Origin of the sequence: Pseudomonas sp. 102515 (genome assembly GCF_031085165.1) — a bacterium.
Taxonomy (GTDB): Bacteria; Pseudomonadota; Gammaproteobacteria; order Pseudomonadales; family Pseudomonadaceae; genus Chryseomonas.
In genome coordinates this window covers 174954-192461 of record NZ_JAVHTY010000001.1, presented here as the reverse complement: position 1 = coordinate 192461, position 17508 = coordinate 174954, and the positions used below count along the sequence as shown (strand labels likewise).

The 17508-nt window shown below is 68.5% G+C and carries 14 protein-coding genes and 1 riboswitch; of the genes, 8 read left to right on the top strand and 6 right to left on the bottom strand.

Annotation, left to right across the window (positions count from 1 at the left end):
- Positions 1-11: 11 nt before the first annotated feature.
- From RCF34_RS00860 to RCF34_RS00840, 5 genes are read right to left on the bottom strand one after another with little or no spacing between them, the layout of a single operon-like run.
- A complete protein-coding gene (locus RCF34_RS00860) occupies positions 12-974 on the bottom strand; it encodes an oligopeptide/dipeptide ABC transporter ATP-binding protein (RefSeq protein WP_308706459.1) in 963 nt (320 codons plus the stop codon).
- The gene (locus RCF34_RS00855) at positions 971-1966 is read right to left on the bottom strand and encodes an ABC transporter ATP-binding protein (RefSeq protein WP_308706458.1); all 996 of its coding nucleotides are present in this window, start codon (positions 1964-1966) and stop codon (positions 971-973) included. Before RCF34_RS00855 ends, RCF34_RS00860 begins: the two co-directional genes overlap by 4 nt.
- Before the next feature lie 14 nt (positions 1967-1980).
- Entirely contained in the window at positions 1981-2883 is a 903-nt protein-coding gene (locus RCF34_RS00850) for an ABC transporter permease (RefSeq protein WP_308706457.1), read from the bottom strand.
- A gap of 8 nt (positions 2884-2891) precedes the next feature.
- Complete coding sequence (locus RCF34_RS00845; RefSeq protein WP_183630022.1) at positions 2892-3809, bottom strand: ABC transporter permease; 918 nt, start codon at positions 3807-3809, stop codon at positions 2892-2894.
- Between the two features lie 48 nt (positions 3810-3857).
- A complete protein-coding gene (locus RCF34_RS00840; RefSeq protein ID WP_308706456.1) occupies positions 3858-5378 on the bottom strand; it encodes an ABC transporter substrate-binding protein in 1521 nt (506 codons plus the stop codon).
- 173 nt (positions 5379-5551) lie between these two features.
- Here RCF34_RS00840 and RCF34_RS00835 point away from each other — a divergent pair, with 173 nt between their 5' ends.
- From RCF34_RS00835 to atzF, 8 genes are all read left to right on the top strand, one after another.
- A complete protein-coding gene (locus RCF34_RS00835) occupies positions 5552-6457 on the top strand; it encodes a LysR family transcriptional regulator (RefSeq protein WP_308706455.1) in 906 nt (301 codons plus the stop codon).
- Positions 6458-6635: 178 nt separating this feature from the next.
- A riboswitch (guanidine-I (ykkC/yxkD leader) is annotated at positions 6636-6735 on the top strand.
- A gap of 51 nt (positions 6736-6786) precedes the next feature.
- Complete coding sequence (locus RCF34_RS00830; RefSeq protein ID WP_308706454.1) at positions 6787-7851, top strand: putative urea ABC transporter substrate-binding protein; 1065 nt, start codon at positions 6787-6789, stop codon at positions 7849-7851.
- A gap of 23 nt (positions 7852-7874) precedes the next feature.
- The gene (locus RCF34_RS00825; RefSeq protein ID WP_308706453.1) at positions 7875-8690 is read left to right on the top strand and encodes an ABC transporter permease; all 816 of its coding nucleotides are present in this window, start codon (positions 7875-7877) and stop codon (positions 8688-8690) included.
- Positions 8687-9445 carry an ABC transporter ATP-binding protein gene (locus RCF34_RS00820; protein ID WP_374941129.1) on the top strand — a complete coding sequence of 253 codons (759 nt, stop codon included), beginning with the start codon at positions 8687-8689 and terminating at the stop codon, positions 9443-9445. Before RCF34_RS00825 ends, RCF34_RS00820 begins: the two co-directional genes overlap by 4 nt.
- A gap of 11 nt (positions 9446-9456) precedes the next feature.
- The gene (locus tag RCF34_RS00815) at positions 9457-10167 is read left to right on the top strand and encodes an urea amidolyase associated protein UAAP1 (RefSeq protein WP_308706451.1); all 711 of its coding nucleotides are present in this window, start codon (positions 9457-9459) and stop codon (positions 10165-10167) included.
- Positions 10168-10176: 9 nt separating this feature from the next.
- Positions 10177-10812: an urea amidolyase associated protein UAAP2 gene (locus RCF34_RS00810; RefSeq protein WP_308706450.1), complete on the top strand. Its 636-nt coding sequence runs from the start codon at positions 10177-10179 to the stop codon at positions 10810-10812.
- Between the two features lie 191 nt (positions 10813-11003).
- On the top strand, positions 11004-14603 hold the full coding sequence (gene uca / locus RCF34_RS00805; protein WP_308706449.1) for an urea carboxylase: 3600 nt from the start codon (positions 11004-11006) through the stop codon (positions 14601-14603).
- 11 nt (positions 14604-14614) lie between these two features.
- Positions 14615-16417 carry an allophanate hydrolase gene (gene atzF, locus RCF34_RS00800; protein WP_308706448.1) on the top strand — a complete coding sequence of 601 codons (1803 nt, stop codon included), beginning with the start codon at positions 14615-14617 and terminating at the stop codon, positions 16415-16417.
- A gap of 54 nt (positions 16418-16471) precedes the next feature.
- Here the strand turns inward: atzF and RCF34_RS00795 are convergent, their stop codons facing one another.
- Entirely contained in the window at positions 16472-17506 is a 1035-nt protein-coding gene (locus tag RCF34_RS00795; RefSeq protein WP_308706447.1) for an AAA family ATPase, read from the bottom strand.
- Positions 17507-17508 lie beyond the last annotated feature (2 nt).

Below are 17508 nucleotides of genomic sequence, written 5' to 3'. Positions count from 1 at the left end.
GGACTCCGGGGTCAGGCGGGTTCGGGCAGGTGGCAGCGCTTGCTGCCGCCAGGGATGGTTTCGCGTTCCGGATAGCGCTCGGCGCAGGGGCCGAAGCAGCGCGGACAGCGCGGATGGAAGGCGCAGCCGCTGGGCGGCGAGATGGGATTGGGAAAGCTGCCGCCCAGGCCCAGCGCCGGGAGCCCTAGCGCTGGATCAGGGGTGAGCACCGCATCCAGCAGCGCCCGGGTATAGGGATGCGCCGGCTGGGCGAACAGCGCCGCCCGCTCCCGCTCCTCGACGATCTTGCCGAGGTACATCACCGCCACCCGGTCGGCCAGGTGTTCCACCACCGCCAGGTTGTGGCTGATGAGCAGATAGGTCAGGCCGAATTCACGCTTGAGCTCCAGCAGCAGGTTGAGGATCTGCGCCTGCACCGAGACGTCCAGCGCCGAAGTGGGTTCGTCGCAGATCAGCACGTCCGGGCGCATCACCAGGGCGCGAGCGATGGCCACCCGCTGGCGCTGGCCGCCACTGAGCTGGCCGGGATGGCTGTCGGCGGCGCGCCGTGGCAAGCCGACCACGTCGAGCATCTCCGCGACCCGCCGCTGCTGCTCGGCGGGCGTGCCCAGGCCATGCACCTTGAGCGGCAGCGCCACGATCTCGCGCACCGTCTTGCGCGGATTGAGCGATGAATAAGGATCCTGGAAGATCGGCTGGATGTGCCGGGCCATGCGCTTGCGATCCACCCCGCGCAGGTGCTCGCCACCTACCAGGATGTCGCCGCTGGTGGGCGCCAGCAGCCCCAGCAGCAGCTTGGCCAGGGTACTCTTGCCGCACCCCGATTCCCCCACCAGACCCAGGGTCTCGCCGCGATAGAGCCGCAGGGAAATGCCATCCACCGCCTGGAGGGTGGCCGGCGGGCGGAACAGGCCGCGACCCAGGGTGAATTCGCGGCGGATGTCGCACAGCTCCAGGGCGATCTCGCGGCTCATCGCACACCTCCGACCCGGCGCAGGGGTTCGCCGGGCAGGGCGAAATGGCAACGCGCCAGGTGCGTGCCCTCCTCCAGCAAGGGTACGCTGTCGGCGCAGGCCGCCACCGCCTGCGGGCATCTATTGCGAAAGGCGCAGCCGTGCTGCTCGCCGACCAGGCTGGGGACCAGGCCGGGAATGGCGCCCAGCGGCTGCCCGGGCTGGGTCCGGCCCGGTACCGGGATGCTCGCCAGCAGCCCACGGGTATAGGGGTGTCGGGGGGCGGCGAACAGCTCGGCGGCCGGTGCCTGCTCGACGATCTGGCCGGCGTACATCACCGCTACCCGGTCGGCGATGCGCGCCACCAGCCCCAGGTCGTGGGTGATGAAGACGATGGCCGTGCCGAATTCCCGCTGCAGGTCGCGCAACAGGTGCAGGATCTGCGCCTGGATGGTGACGTCCAGCGCCGTGGTGGGTTCGTCGGCGATGATGAGGTCCGGCTCGCAGAGCAGCGCCATGGCGATGACCACCCGCTGGCGCAACCCGCCACTGAGCTGGTGCGGATACTGGCGCAGGCGCTCGCCGGCGTTGCTGATGCCGACCTTTTCCAGCATGGCCTCGGCGCGGGTCCAGGCGGCCTTGCGGTCCAGCTTGCGGTGGCGACGCAGCACCTCGGCGAGCTGGGCGCCGATGCTGTAGGCCGGATTGAGGGCGGTCATGGGCTCCTGGAAGATCATCGCCAGGCGATTGCCGCGCAGGTCGCGCATGCCCTTTTCGCCCAGGGTCAGCAGGTCGTGTTCGCCCAGCATCAGGCGCGCCGCCTGGCGCCGGGCCTGGCGCGGCAGGAGGTTCATCAGCGCCAGGGAGGTGAGCGACTTGCCGCAGCCGGATTCGCCCACCAGGCAGAGCATCTCGCCCCGCTCCACCTGCAGATCCAGGCCGCGCACGGCGTTCAGGGTGTCGTCCCCCAGGGGGATGTCGATGCGCAGGTCTTTAACGTCGAGCAGTGCCATGGTCAGTCCTCCGCTTAGTTGCGCCCGCTGGGCGCGGCCAGATCCCGGATGCCGTCGCCCACCAGGTTGATGGCCAGCACCAGCAGCATCAGGGCGACGCCGGGGATGGCGATCACCCAGGGCGAAAAGAACATGTAGGGCTTGCCTTCGGCGATCATCAGTCCCCAGGACGGCAACGGTGGCTGCACGCCCACGCCGAGGAAGGACAGGGTCGCTTCCAGCAGGATGGCGTGGGCCATCTCCAGCGTGATCACCACGATCAGCGCCCCCAGCACGTTGGGCAGGATCTCGCCGACGATGACGCGCCAGGCCGAACAGCCCAGCGCCTGGGCGGCGGCGACGTATTCGGCGTCGCGGATCTGCTGCACGGCGGCGCGCACCACCACGGCGAAGCGATCCCACAGCAGGCAGCCGAGCAGGATCACCACCACCTGCAGCGATCCACCCACCAGGGAGGCGGCGGCCAGGGCCACCATCACCACCGGCAAGGCCAGGCGGGTGGTCACCAGGTAGCTCACCAGGGCATCGACCTTGCCGCCGTAGTAGCCGGCGAGCACCCCGAGCAAGGTGCCGATGGCGCCGGAGATGAGCGCCGCGGCGAGACCGATGAACAGCGAGATGCGCGCGCCATAGAGCAGCCGGGAGAGATAGTCGCGGCCGAGCTTGTCAGTGCCCAGCGGATGGGCCCAGGTCCCCTTGGCCATCCATACCGGTGGTTTCATCCGCTGCATCACGTCCTGGGCATAGGGGTCGTGGGGCGCCAGCCAGGGCGCGGCCAGGGCGGCGAAGACGATGACGACGAGCAGCATGGCGCCAAGGGCGAAACCGCGGTGGCCGAACCAGCGGCGCAGCTGGCGGCCCAGGGTCGGGCGCGGCGGGAGATAGTCGTCGAGCACGAAGGGATTGGCGACGGTCATGGAGCCTCCTAGCGCACGCGAATGCGCGGGTCGAGCAAGGCGTTGAGCAGATCGGCCACCAGCGTCAGCACGATGTAGATCAACGCGATCAAGAGGACGATGGCCTGCACTACCGGAAAGTCGTTGCGGGCGATGGCGTCCCAGGCCAGCTGGCCGATGCCCTGCAGGGAGAACACCGCCTCGATCACCACCGAACCGCCCAGCATGAAGCCGAACTCCACCGCGGCCAGGGCCACCACCGGGATCAGTGCATTGCGCAAGGCGTGCTTGAACAGCACCCGCGCCGGACTCAGGCCCTTGGCCCGGGCGGTGCGGATGTAGTCGGCGCCCAGCACATCGAGCATCCCGGCACGGGTCAGGCGCATCAGCGAGGGGGTGGCGTAGTAGCCCAGGGCGATCGCCGGCAGGATGAAGTGCTGCCAGCTGGTATTGCCGGACACCGGTAGCCATTTCAGGGTGACGGCGAAGATGACGATCAGCACGAGGGCGAACCAGAAGCTGGGCATCGCCTGGCCGAAGGTCGCCAGGGTCAGCGCCAGGCGGTCGATCCAGGTATCGCGTCGGACTGCGGCCAGCACCCCGAGCGGGATGGCGATGAGCAGCGCCACCAGCAGCGCGATGGCGCCCAGGGTCAGGGTGATGGGCAAGCGGCTGGCGATGAGGTCTCGCACCGATTCCTGGAAGAAGAACGACTGCCCCAGGTCCAGCCGCAGCAACTGCCCGATCCACTCGACGTACTGTGTCGCCAGGGGCTTGTCGAGCCCGTGTTGATGACGCACCACCTCGATCTGTTCGGCGGTGGCCTCGGGTCCGGCGATGGCGGTGGCCAGGTCGCCGGACAGGTGCAGCAGGAAGAAACTGATGAGGGAAACGGTAAAGGCCACGGCCAGGGCGATACCCAGGCGGCGCAGGAGGTATGCGGACATGCTCGGCTCCTCGGCAAGAGACGCCCCCGTGGGGGGCGCCGGGACGGATCAGTTCCAGTGGGCCAGGGCGAAGCGCGGCAATTCGTCCGGATAGGGCTGGAAGGCCAGGTCCGAGGTGAAGGCATAGTTGATGGAATAGTTGAACACCGGTGCCCAGTAGGCCTGCTCGGCGATCCGCTGCAGCGCCTTGCGGTAGTTCTCCTTGCGCACGGCCGGGTCCATGGCGGTGTCGGCCAACTTGAGCCAGTCGATCACCTGGGGATCCTTGGCCACGTCGTCGGCATTGCCCTTGAAATAGACGCCCGTGGCCGCCGAGGCATCGGCGATGGAGAAGGAGCCCCAGGCGAGAAAGGCCATGGGCACCTTGCCGGCGCGCTGCTGGTCACGCAGGGCGGCGTATTTCAGATAGCGCAGCTTGGCGTCGATGCCCACCGCACGCAGGTCTCCGATCAGCGCCTCGACCACGTCGCGGTCGCGGTAGGCGAAGATCTCGGTGCTGAAACCGTTGGGGTAGCCGGCGGCCTTGAGCAGCGCCTTGGCCTTGGCCGGGTCGTAGGCGTAACCCGGCACCGCCTTGGCATCGCAGCCGAACTGCTCCGGATAGCAGGCCACCTGTAGCGGCTGGCTGCCGCCCCCCATGAGTTGACTGGCGATGGCCTGGCGATTGATGGCGTAGTTGACCGCCTGGCGCACCTCGGCCTTGGCAAAGGGCGAATCCGGGCTGGAGGCGCCTTGGGCATCCATGCTGAGGAAGCCGATCCTCATGCTGGCGCCACTCTCCACGGTGAGGTTGGGCGCGGCCTTGAGTTGCTCGGCCTGGTCCGGCGCCACGCGCCAGGCCCAGTCGATGCCGCCGGTCATGAGTTCGGCGAGCCGGGTCTCGGCGTCGGGAATGACCCGGAACCGGATATGGCCGATGCGCGGCTGCCCCTGGGGGCTGTCCTTGAAATAGTCTGGATTGCGCTCCAGCGTGACCCCCTGGCCGCTGGTGACCGCGACGATGCGATAGGGTCCGGTACCCACCGGCTTCTGCGCGAAGCCCGCCAGGCCCACCTTCTGGAAATACTTGCCGGGATAGATGGGCAAGGGATTGGCCAGGTATTCCAGCGCGGCTGGAAACGGCTGCTTGAGGTGCAGGCGGACCTTGTATTCGCCCAGCTTCTCGGCGCTCTTGATCCAGTTGACGTTCTGCTGGGTGACCACCTTGCCCTCGGGCGAGGCCACGTAGTTGAAGGTGAAGACCACGTCGTCGGCGGTGAAGGGATCGCCGTTGTGGAAGGTCACGCCCTGGCGCAGATCGAAGTCGAGAGTCACCGGATCGACCTGCTGCCAGTGGGTGGCCAGCATCGGCTTGTATTCGCCGGTCCGGGGGTCGCGATAGATCAGGGTGTCCCAGGCCAGGTGGGCGAGGATGACGCCTTCACGGGCATCGTTGTGATAGGGGCTGACGTTTTCGGGTTCGGTGTCGGAGGCGTAGACCAGGGTGTCGTCGGCCTTGCCGGCGAAGGCCTGGCCCTGGGCCAGGAAGAGGGAAAACGCGATGCCACAAGCGAAACCTTTGAGTCCCATGCCGTCTGTCTCCGGGGCGTTGGTTGGTCAAAGGCAGGTCCGCGAAGCGCGGGGAAAGGGGGAACAGCTGACACCTGTTATTTGGTCTCTTGGCCCGACTCTAGGTCTTGCCATCCCATGCCACAAGCAGAATATTTAGATGCGAGCCATGCCTTTTCGGCAAAGGAGGCCCCATGCAGCCCTACGGAATCCAGTCGACCGCCCTGCGCTATTTCCTCGAGGTGGTGCGGTGCGGCTCCATCAGCGAAGCCTCCCAACGGCTCAATGTCGCGGCCAGTGCCGTGAGTCGCCAGATCGCCAAACTGGAACGCGAACTGGAGACGCCGCTGCTCGAACGCCGCGCCCGGGGCGTGGTGCCCAGCGCCGCCGGTGAACGCCTGGCGGTGCATGCGCGCAAGGCGCAGCTGGCCAGCGAGCAGGTGGCGGCCGAACTGCGTGGCCTGGCCGACCTGCGGCGTGGCCAGGTACGCCTGGCCACCACCGAAGGCTTTTCGCTGGACTTCCTGCCCGAGGTCATCGCCGCCTTTCGCCAGGGCTATGCCGGCATCCACTTTTCCCTGGAGGTCTGCGCCCCCGCCGTGGTGACCCGCCGCGTCCAGGAAGGCGATGCCGACCTGGGGCTGACCTTCAGCCTGAGACCCGAGCCGGATATCCGCGTCGAGGCCGCCCTCAGCGGCGCGATCAAGGCGATCGTCGTACCCGACCATCCGCTCGCCAGCCGCACCGGCCTGGCCCTGGTCGATCTGCAGCCCTATCCCCTGGCGCTGCCCACGCCGGACACCACGATCCGCCAGCTGTTCGACATCTGCTGTGGCGTCCAGGGCCTGTCCTTCGAGCCGGTGCTGGTGAGCAACAACATGCAGGCGCTCTATCGCTTCGCCGCGCTGGGCGCCGGCGTGGGCCTGTTCAGTGAGTTGAGCCTGCGCAGCCGGCTGCGCGAAGGCCAGCTGGTGGCCCTGCCCCTGCTGGACGAGGGCCTGGCGGCGCGGCGGATCGAATTGCAGAGCATGGCGGGCCGCGAATTGCCCCCGGCGGTCAATGCCTTTCGCCGCGCACTGATCGCCGCGCTGGGGCGCTGAGTCAAAGCGGTGCACCCTGCCGTCCCGAACGCACTGCAACGGGGCGGAGCGGTGATTGCGGCTTCATCTTCCCGGCGATAAATCCGCGTGGCACGGGGCCTGACGGCAACTGGCACGCATCTGGCAAAAGCCACAGCGTGCAGGAGCACCGGTCAGCCGGTTTGATGCACCACAATCTGCAATGGATGACTAGGGTTCCGACTCGCTCGTGCGGGTGTCTGGTCCGAGAGTCGTCGACCTCTGATGGGGTTACACGGCGGGACAAAAGCCCGGGAGACACAGCGCCAGTCGCGTGCTCCTGTCCCGTCGTCCATCCTATTGGAGGTCCCATGCGCCATCCCCTGCTCGCCTCGCTCGTTCTCGGTTGTTCCCTGCTGCTTGGTGCCACCGCTCAGGCGGCGCCGCGCGACGACTTCAAGGTGTGCTGGACGATCTATGCCGGCTGGATGCCCTGGGGCGAAGCCCAGGCCCAGGGCATCATCGACAAGTGGGCCAAGAAATACGGCATCCACGTCGAGGTCGTGCAGCTCAACGACTACGTCGAATCCATCAATCAATACACCACCGGCCAGTTCGACGGCTGCGCCATGACCAACATGGACGCCCTGACCATTCCGGCCGCCGGTGGCGTGGACAGCACGGCGCTGATCGTCAGCGACTACTCCAACGGCAACGACGGCGTGGTGATGAAGGGCAAGGGCAAGACCCTGGCCGACCTCAAGGGCCAGCAGGTCAACCTGGTGCAGTTCTCCGTCTCCCACTACCTGCTAGCGCGGGCGCTGCAGAGCGTGGGTCTGAGCGAGAGGGACCTGACCACCGTCAACACCTCGGATGCCGATATGGTGGCCGCCTTCCAGACCGCCGACGTGCGCAACGTGGTGACCTGGAATCCGCTGCTGGCCGAGATCAAGGCCCAGCCCGACACCTCCGAGGTGTTCGACTCCAGCAAGATTCCCGGCGAGATCCTCGACATGCTGGTGGTGAACACCGCCACGCTCAAGGACAACCCGGCCCTGGGCAAGGCGCTGACCGGTGCCTGGTTCGAGATGCTGGCGCTGATGCAGTCGGGCGACGCCAAGGGCAAGGCGGCCCTGGAGGCCATGGCCAAGGCCTCGGGTACCGATCTCGCCGGCTTCCAGGCGCAACTGGACAAGACCCGGCTGTTCGCCACGCCCGCCGAGGCCCTGGCATTCGTCAAGGATCCCGCGCTGCCGACCACCATGCAGCGAATCGCCCACTTCTCCTTCGAGCACGGCCTGCTGGGCCAGGGTGCCCCCAGCGCCGAGGCCATCGGCATCGCCTATCCGGGCGGCAAGACCAGCGGGGACGCCGGCAATCTCAAGCTGCGCTTCGATCCGACCTTCGTCCAGCTGGCCGCCGACGGCAAGCTCTGAGCCCCGCCGCGAGGACGACGCCCATGCGCTTCATCAATCGGCATCCCGATCGAGGCGGCCGGCTCCTGCTGGTCCTGCTGCCCTTCGCCCTGCTCGCCCTGCTCTATCTGGTGGGCTCGGCCACCCGGCTGGCGGAGAACCCCAACGACAAGCTGCTGCCCAGCGTGGCGCAGATGGCCGATGCCGTGCAGCGCCTGGCCTTTACCGCCGACGTGCGCACCGGGGGCTATCCATTCTGGCAGGACACCCTGGCCAGCCTGCAACGCCTGGGGCTGGGCCTGGGGATCGCCGCGCTGATCGCCCTGGTGGTGGGCATCGCCGCGGGCAGCCTGCCCCTGGTCGGCGCGCCGCTGTCGCCCCTGGTGACGGTACTCTCGATGATCCCGCCGCTGGCGATCCTGCCGATCCTCTTCATCGTCTTCGGCCTGGGCGAACTGGCCAAGGTGATGCTGATCGTGGTGGGCGTCACCCCGGTGCTGATCCGCGAGCTGGACCAGCGTGCCCGGGAGCTGCCCCGCGAACTGCTGATCAAGGCCCAGACCCTGGGCGCCAACAGCTGGACGGTGATCCTGCGTCTGGTGCTGCCGCAACTGCTGCCGCGCCTGCTCATCGCCCTGCGGCTGCAGCTGGGTGCCGCCTGGCTGTTTCTCATCGCCGCCGAGGCCATCGCCGCCACCGATGGCCTGGGCTACCGCATCTTCCTGGTGCGGCGCTACCTGGCCATGGACGTGATCCTGCCCTATGTGGCCTGGATCACCCTGCTGGCCTGGCTGCTGGACGCTGGCCTGCGCCTGCTGACGCGACGCGCCTTTCCCTGGTACGGGGAGGGTCGCCGATGATCGAGGTTCGCAATCTCTGGCAACGCTATGGCGAGCAGGTGGTGCTCGAAGACCTCAATCTGCAGGTGCGCGAAGGCGAATTCTGCGCCCTGGTCGGTGCCTCCGGCTGTGGCAAGTCCACCTTCCTGCGCCTGCTGCTCGGCCAGGAGCGCCCCAGCCGCGGCGAGATCCGCATCGATGGTCAGCCCCTGTCGGCGGAACCGGATCCCGAGCGTGGCGTGGTCTTTCAGCGCTATTCGGTGTTTCCCCACCTGAGCGTGCTCGACAACGTCGCCCTGGGCCTGGAATTGCCCAGGTCCCCGCTGCTCGGCCGGCTGCTGGGCACGGCCAAGCGCCAGGCCCGGGAACAGGCCGCCGCCCTGCTCGAGCGCGTCGGCCTGGGCCAGGCGCTGGGCAAGTACCCGGGGCAGCTGTCCGGCGGCATGCAGCAGCGCCTCGCCATCGCCCAGGCGCTGATCGTCCGACCGCGCATCCTGCTCCTGGACGAGCCTTTCGGCGCCCTCGATCCCGGCATCCGCAAGGACATGCACGCCCTGCTGCTGGAGCTCTGGCACGAGCGGCCGCTCACGGTGTTCATGGTCACCCATGACCTGCACGAGGGCTTCAGCCTGGCCACCCGGGTGCTGGTGTTCGACAAGGTCCGTCAGGACCCGCAAGCCCCCGGCGCCTATGGCGCCCGCATCACCTACGACCTGCCCCTAACCGCCAAGACCCGGCCCGTGCATGCGGCTGGGAATCGGCCGGCCCTTATCTGACGAGGTTGCCCATGACTGACGAACTGCTCTACCAGGAACGCGTCCCCGGCGGCGGTACCGCCTCCTTCATCCTGCGCCGCGGCCAGACCCTGCGCCTGACCGACGTGGAAGGCGGCGCCAATGTCAGCCTGCTGCTGTTCAATGCCGATGACCGCAGCGAACGGCTGAACCTCCCCGATACCCTCAAGGGCCAGCACACCGCCCGCCTCACCGCCGGACATTGCCTCTATTCCGACATGGGGCGGGTGCTGGCGGCCGTGGTGCGCGACACCTGCGGCTGGCACGACAGCTTCGGCGGCGTGGCCAATGCCGCCGAGGTGATGGAGAAGTACGGCACCGGTCGCTACCAGGAGCTACGCAACGGCTTCCACCGCAACGGCACCGACAACCTGCTGGTTGAACTGGCCAAGTGGGGTCTTGGGCTGGAAGACCTGCTGATGACCCTCAACCTGTTCAGTCGGGTGGACGTGGATGCCGAGGGCGCCTTCGCCTTCGTGCCCGGCAACTCCCGCGCCGGCGATCTGGTCGAGCTGCATGCGCCCATGAACACCCTGGTGGTGCTGACCGCCCTGCAGCATCCGCTGGACCCGGATCCGGTCTATGCGCCGCGCCCGGTCGATCTCGCCCAGTTGCGCGCCGCGCCCGAGGTGGCCGAACGCTGCCGCACCTCGCGCCCGGAAAACGAGCGCGCCTTCCAGAACACCGCCCGCTACTTCCTCTGAGGCCCCGCCATGACCCTGATCGCCAGCACCAAACGCCCGGAAGATGCCAGCTACCGCGCCCTCCTGCCGGCCGGAGCGCCCTACCTCAAGGAGGTCAAGGCCGGCCAGACCCTGCGCATCCATGACCTAGAAGGCAACCAGGCGGTGGACACCCTCTTCTACGCCGCCGCCAATCCCCAGGAACGCTACGATCCCCAGCGCACCCTGAGACGCCAGGGCCGGGTCTATCTGTCGACCGGCAGCGTGCTCTATTCCAACCTGGGCAATCCACTGCTGACTATCGTCGCCGACACCTGCGGCCGCCACGACACCCTGGGCGGCGCCTGCTCCCAGGAAAGCAATACGGTGCGCTACGCCCTGGATCGCCGGCAGATGCACAGCTGCCGCGACAACTTCCTCTGCGCCGGTGGCCATGACGGGCGCCTGGGCAAGCGCAATATCGGCGCCAACATCAACTTCTTCATGAACGTGCCAGTGACCGCGGACGGCGGCCTGACCTTCGCCGATGGCATCTCCGGCGCCGGCAAGTATGTGGAGTTGCGTGCCGAGACCGATGTCATCCTGCTGATCTCCAACTGCCCGCAACTCAACAACCCCTGCAACGGCTGGAATCCTACCCCGGCGGAGGTGCTGCTATGGGACTGACCCGCGCGCGTCAGCTCTGGCAGTGGCTGCGGCCCCGTCTCTATCGGCTGTGCGAAGTCCGCGCCGGACGCTACAGCTACCGCGGCAAGCGCTAGACACTGACTGACCTACCGCCCTCGCGCGGCCTCTTGGGGACGACCCCGAGAGCTTTTATCTGGCGGGACGGCCCGCCGCCGTCGAGGACGCCTCGAATGTTCACCACCCTGCTCATCGCCAACCGTGGCGCCATCAGCTGCCGCATCCAGCGCACCCTGCGCGACCTGGGCGTCGCCGCGGTCGCCGTCTACAGCGAAGCCGATCGTGCCAGCCGCCATGTCAGCGAGGCCGACCTGGCCTTCAGCCTGGGCGAAGGCGCCGCTGCGGCCACCTACCTGGACACCGCCAAGCTGCTCGAGGTCGCGCGCCAGAGCGGCGCCCAGGCCATCCACCCCGGTTATGGCTTCCTCTCCGAGAACGCCGCCTTCGCCGAAGCCTGCGAAGCCGCAGGCATCGCCTTCGTCGGCCCCACTCCCGAGCAACTGCGCACCTTTGGTCTCAAGCACACGGCGCGGGCCCTCGCCCGGGCCCAGGGCGTACCGCTGCTGGAGGGCACCGAGCTACTGGATACCCCGCAAGCGGCACTGGCGGCCGCGCAGCGGATCGGCTATCCGGTGATGCTCAAGAGCACCGCCGGTGGTGGCGGCATCGGCATGCGCGTGTGCCGCACGGACCCTGAACTCGCCGAGGCCTTCGACGCCGTGCGCCGGCTGGGCCAGAACAACTTCAGCGACGCAGGCGTCTTCCTGGAGAAGTACATCGAACGCGCGCGGCACCTGGAGGTGCAGGTGTTCGGCGATGGCCAGGGCGAGGTCCTGGCCCTGGGCGTGCGCGACTGCTCGGTGCAGCGGCGCAACCAGAAGGTGCTGGAGGAAACCCCGGCGCCCAACCTGCCGGCCGGCATGGCCGAGGCGCTCTGCGCCGCCGCTCTGGAGCTGGCACGCGCGGTACGCTATCGCAGCGCCGGCACCGTGGAGTTCGTCTACGACAGCGCCGCCGACCGCTTCTACTTCCTCGAAGTGAACACCCGGCTGCAGGTCGAGCACGGCGTCACCGAGCAGGTCTGGGGCGTGGACCTGGTGCGCTGGATGATCGAACTGGCCGCTGGCGAACTGCCGCCGCTGGCCGCGCTCGCCGCGGGGCTGCAGCCCCAGGGCCATGCCATCCAGGCGCGACTCTATGCCGAAGACCCGGGCCGCGACTTCCAGCCCAGCCCCGGCCTGCTGACCCAGGTCGACTTTCCACCTGCGGATGGCCGGGCGCTGCGCCTGGACACCTGGGTCGAGGCCGGCTGCGAGATCCCGCCCTATTTCGATCCCCTGGTGGCCAAGGTCATCGCCTGGGCCCCCGACCGCAACGCCGCCCGGCAAGGACTCGACCAGGCCCTGGCGGCTACCCGGCTCTATGGCGTGGAAACCAATGGCGACTATTTGCGGCAGATCCTCGCCGCCGCGCCCTTCGCCTCGGGCCAGCCCTGGACGCGCTGCCTGGAGGGGCTGACCTACCAGGCCACCACCCTGGAGGTGCTCAGCGCCGGCACCCAGACCACGGTGCAGGACGCCCCCGGGCGCCTCGGCTACTGGTCGGTGGGCATTCCCCCTTCCGGCCCCATGGACGACCGCGCCCTGCGCCTGGGCAATCGCCTGCTCGGCAACGACGGCCGCGCGGCCGCCCTGGAAATCACCCTGGCCGGCCCCACCCTGAGATTCAACACCGAGGCCGTGGTGGCGGTCACCGGCGCGGCGCTGCCGATCCTGCTGGATGACCAGCTCCAGGCCATGGACAGCGTCTTTCGCGTACCCGCGGGTGCCATCCTGCACCTGGGCGCCATCACCGGCGCGGGCGCGCGCAGCTATCTCTGCCTGAGAGGCGGCCTGGACCTGCCCGACTACCTGGGCAGTCGCAGCACCTTCACCCTTGGCCAGTTCGGCGGTCACGGCGGCCGCGCCCTGCGCGCCGGCGACGTGCTGCACCTGCATCCGCTGACCGACGCACGCGCGGAGGCCCGGCTGCCCGCCGCCCTGACCACCCGATTGCCCGAGACCCGCACCCTGCGCGTCATCTATGGGCCGCACGGCGCGCCGGACTATTTCACCCCGGCCTATCTGGACCTCTTTCTCGCCACCGACTGGGAGGTGCACTTCAATTCCAGTCGTACCGGCGTGCGACTGATCGGGCCCAAGCCGGAATGGACCCGGGAAGACGGCGGCGAAGCCGGTCTGCATCCCTCCAACATCCATGACAATCCCTATGCGGTCGGCGCCGTGGACTTCACTGGCGACATGCCGGTCATCCTCGGCCCCGACGGCCCCAGCCTGGGCGGCTTCGTCTGCCCGGTCACGGTGATCGAAGCCGATCTCTGGCAACTGGGCCAGCTCAAGGCCGGTGACCGGCTGCGCTTCCTGCCGGTGGACCTGGCGACCGGGCGGCGTCTGCAGCAGGCACGGCTGGCCGAGGAGCTCAGTCTGCAACCGCAGGCGGAAATTACCGTTACCCCCGAGCGCGGCGATCCCGTGGTGCTGGACCTGGGCCAGGGCGCCGAGCGACTGGTGGCGCGGCTCTCCGGGGATACCCATCTGCTGCTGGAGATCGGCCCACCGGAGCTGGACCTGGCCTTGCGCTTTCGCGGCCATGGGCTGATGCAGGCGCTGGCCGCCCTGGCGCTGCCGGGGCTGTGCGAGCTCACCCCCGGCATCCGCTCGCTGCAGGTACACTACCAGCCCGAGACACTGCCCCTGGCAGAGCTGCTGGCGGCGGTCAGTCGCTGCTGGCAGGCGCTGGGCGATGCCCAGGACCTGCGGGTGCCCTCGCGCATCGTCCACCTGCCACTGTCGTGGGACGATCCGGCCTGCCGCCTGGCCATCGAGAAATACACCACCACGGTGCGCAAGGACGCGCCCTGGTGCCCGAGCAACCTGGAGTTCATCCGCCGGGTGAATGACCTGGAGTCCTTGGAGGCGGTCAAGCGCATCGTCTTCGACGCCAGTTACCTGGTGATGGGCCTCGGCGACGTCTATCTGGGTGCGCCGGTGGCCACCCCCCTCGATCCGCGCCACCGGCTGGTGACCACCAAGTACAACCCGGCGCGCACCTGGACCGCGGAAAACTCGGTGGGCATCGGTGGCGCCTATCTGTGCGTCTATGGCATGGAAGGCCCCGGCGGCTACCAGTTCGTCGGTCGCACCCTGCAGATGTGGAATCGCTACCGTGACGTGGAAGCCTTCCACGGCCAGCCCTATCTGCTGCGCTTTTTCGATCAGATCCGCTTCCATGAGGTGTCGGCGGACGAGCTGCTGCGCATCCGCGCCGACTTCCCCCTGGGTCGCATGCCGCTGCGCATCGAAGAGAGCGAACTGTCACTGTCCGCCTACCAGGCCTTCCTGGCGCGGGAAGCCGAGGACATCGCCACCTTCCGTGGGCGCCAGCAGAGCGCCTTCGCTGCCGAGCGGCAACGCTGGATCGACTCCGGCCAGGCGCATTTCGACAGCCAGGAAGCCGCCGTCGAAGCCACCGAGGATGCCCCCCTCGCCAGCCATCAGCTTGCGCTGGAAAGCCCGGTGGCCGGCAATCTCTGGCAGGCCCAGGTACAGCCGGGCGACCAGGTGGAAGCCGGCCAGCCGCTGCTGATCCTGGAGTCCATGAAGATGGAAATCCCGTTGCTCGCCCCTTGCAGCGGCCGGATCCACGACCTGCAGGTCCAGCCCGGCTCGCCGATCCGCGCCGGCCAGCGCCTGCTGGTCATCGACAAGACGTGAAGGAAGCCACCATGACATTCGATCTGCGCCTCTCCACCCTGAACGCCGCCTATGCCGCCGGGACCCTGACCCCGCGCGCGCTCATCGCCGAACTGCGGGAACAGGCCGCGGGCCTCAACCCCGAGTACCGGCTGTTCATCCACCTGCTGACCCCGGCCGAGCTGGAGCCCTATCTCGCCGCCCTGGACGACCGCGATCCCGCCGAGCTGCCGCTCTATGGCATCCCCTTCGCCATCAAGGACAATATCGACCTCGCCGGCATCCCTACCACGGCAGCCTGCCCGGCCTTTGCCTATGTGCCCGAGCGCTCGGCGACCCTGGTGGAGCAGCTGGTCGCCCTGGGCGCCGTGCCCCTGGGCAAGTGCAATCTCGACCAGTTCGCCACCGGCCTCAACGGCACCCGTTCGCCCTATGGCGCCTGCCGCAACAGCGTCCACCCGGACTATCCTTCCGGCGGCTCCAGCGCCGGTTCGGCCCTGGCCGTGGCTCTGGGTGTCGCCAGCTTCGCCCTGGGCACCGATACCGCCGGTTCCGGTCGCGTGCCCGCGGGGCTGAACAACCTGGTGGGTCTCAAGGGCAGCAAGGGGCTGCTGTCCACCGCCGGCGTGGTGCCCGCCTGCCAGACCCTGGACTGCGTGACCTTCTTTACCGCCACCGCTGCCGAAGCCAGCATGCTGCTGGCGCTCACCGCCCGCCTCGATCCACGCGACCCCTACAGCCGCGCCAATCCGCAGTGGAACGACGCCAGCGCCTTCGGCAGGCCGCGGCCCTTCCGCTTCGGCGTCCCGACCCAGCTGGAATTCCTCGGCTGCCCGGAAAGCCCGGCGCTGTTCGCGACGGCCAAGGCCCGCCTGGAAGCCCTGGGGGGCGAAGCCGTGCCGCTGGACCTCGCGCCCTTCCTGGAAGCCGCGCGCCTGCTCTATGAAGGCCCCTGGGTGGCCGAGCGCTACAGCGTGGCCGGCGCCCTGATCGAGGCCGAGCCGGACGCGGTGCTGCCGGTGATCCGCGCCGTGCTGGACAAGGCGCCCGGCACCACGGCAGTGGACGCCTTTCGCGCCGGCTACCGACTGCAGGCGCTGAAAGCCCAGTGCGATGCCCTGCTGGCCGAACTGGATTGCGTGCTCACCCCCACCTATCCGCGCCCGGTGACCTTGGCGGAACTGGCCGCCGAACCGGTCGCCCGCAACGCCGACCTGGGCTACTACACCAACTTCATGAATCTGCTGGACTACGCCGCCGTGGCCGTGCCGGCTGGCGTCATGGCCAGCGGACTGCCCTGGGGCGTGACGCTGTTCGGCCGGGTCTTCACCGACCAGTACCTGCTGAGCCTGGCCGCGGCCCTGCAGGAAGCCCAGGGCCTGCCGCTGGTCGGCGGCGCCCTGCCGAGCGCCAGCCTGCCGGCGCGTCCCGCCCGCCATGACCGTACCCGCCTGGTGGTCTGCGGTGCCCACCTGCAGGGGCTGCCCCTCAACGGCCAGTTGCTCGCCCGCGGTGCCCGGCGCCTCGCCCTGACCCGGAGCGCGCCGCACTATCGCCTCCACGTCCTGGCCGGTGGTCCGCCGCTACGCCCGGGCATGGTCCGGGTCGCCGAAGACGGCGCCGGCATCGAGGTGGAGGTCTGGGAACTGCCCAGCGGCGAACTGGGCAGCTTTCTCACCGGCATCCCCGCCCCGCTCGGCCTGGGCAAGGTGGAACTGGCCGATGGCAGCTGGGAAACCGGCTTCATCTGCGAGCCCTATGGCCTGGCCGGTGCCGAGGACATCACGGTGCATGGTGGGTGGCGGGCGTGGTTGGCGAGGCGCAGCGCCCACTAGCGTAATCCCCAGGCTCGGGAATCCGGATTGGGTCCCGAGTCCTGTGGGAAGCCATCAGCCGGCGTCCACCTCGCGCACCACCAGACGCTCCCCCTCCTGAATCGCCAGGAGCCGGACAGCCGTCGGCTGCGCCAGCAGACAGTCGGCCACCGCCGGTTCCAATAGCCGTCGCAGGCGCCGGACCAGATCGCGAGCGCCGAAGCGGGCATCGTGGCCACGCGTCAGGAAGGCCCTGGCACTGTCGTGCAATTCCAGGCTTTTTCCCCGACGGCCCAGACGCTGATTGAGCTTGTCCAGCTCGATGGCGAGCAGTCCGGGTAGCCAGTCTTGGTCGACGCGCTCGAAGGCTAGGATCCGCTCGATACGATTGAGAAATTCCGGATCGAAATGCGCGTGGAGCGCCTCTTCCAGGATAGGTCCAGGATCCGCCGACAGCTTGAGCCAGCGCCGCCAGCCGCGCACGAAGCGCGCACGCTGTTGCTGGACGGCGCGGGCACCCAGGTTGCTGGTCATGAAGATGAGGCTGTTGCGAAAATCCAGGCGCTTGCTGCCAGCGCTGAGCACCAGCTGGCCGCTGTCGAGCACGTTCAACAGGGTACGGATGACCTGGCGATCGGCCTTTTCCAGCTCGTCGAGCAGCACGATGCCAGGGCGGCCGTAGCTGCCGGCGATGGCCTCGGCATCGAACAGCGTGCTGCCTTCCTTGCTGCCCACATAACCGGGCGGCGCCCCGGCCAGGGCCGCGGCGTAGTGTTCCTGGGCCAGGGTGTTCATGTCGATGCGGCACAGGGCGTCTGCCCGACCATGAATGGCCTGGGCCAGCAGACGCACGATCTCGGTCTTGCCGACCCCGGTGGGGCCGAGGAACAGACTGACGCCCAGGGGTCTTTCGGGATCACCGATGTCGGCCTTGATCACCTTGAGCAGGGCTTCCACCTCATCGAGCACCCTGGCCTGGCCGAGGATGCGCGCTCGCAGCAGTGCCATGACCACTGCCGGCTCGAATAGGAAGCGGGAGGGCAAAGGCGCCTGCCCCTCGCATGCGAGCTGGCTACGGTTATGCTCGATCAGGTCATTGACGAAAGGCATGG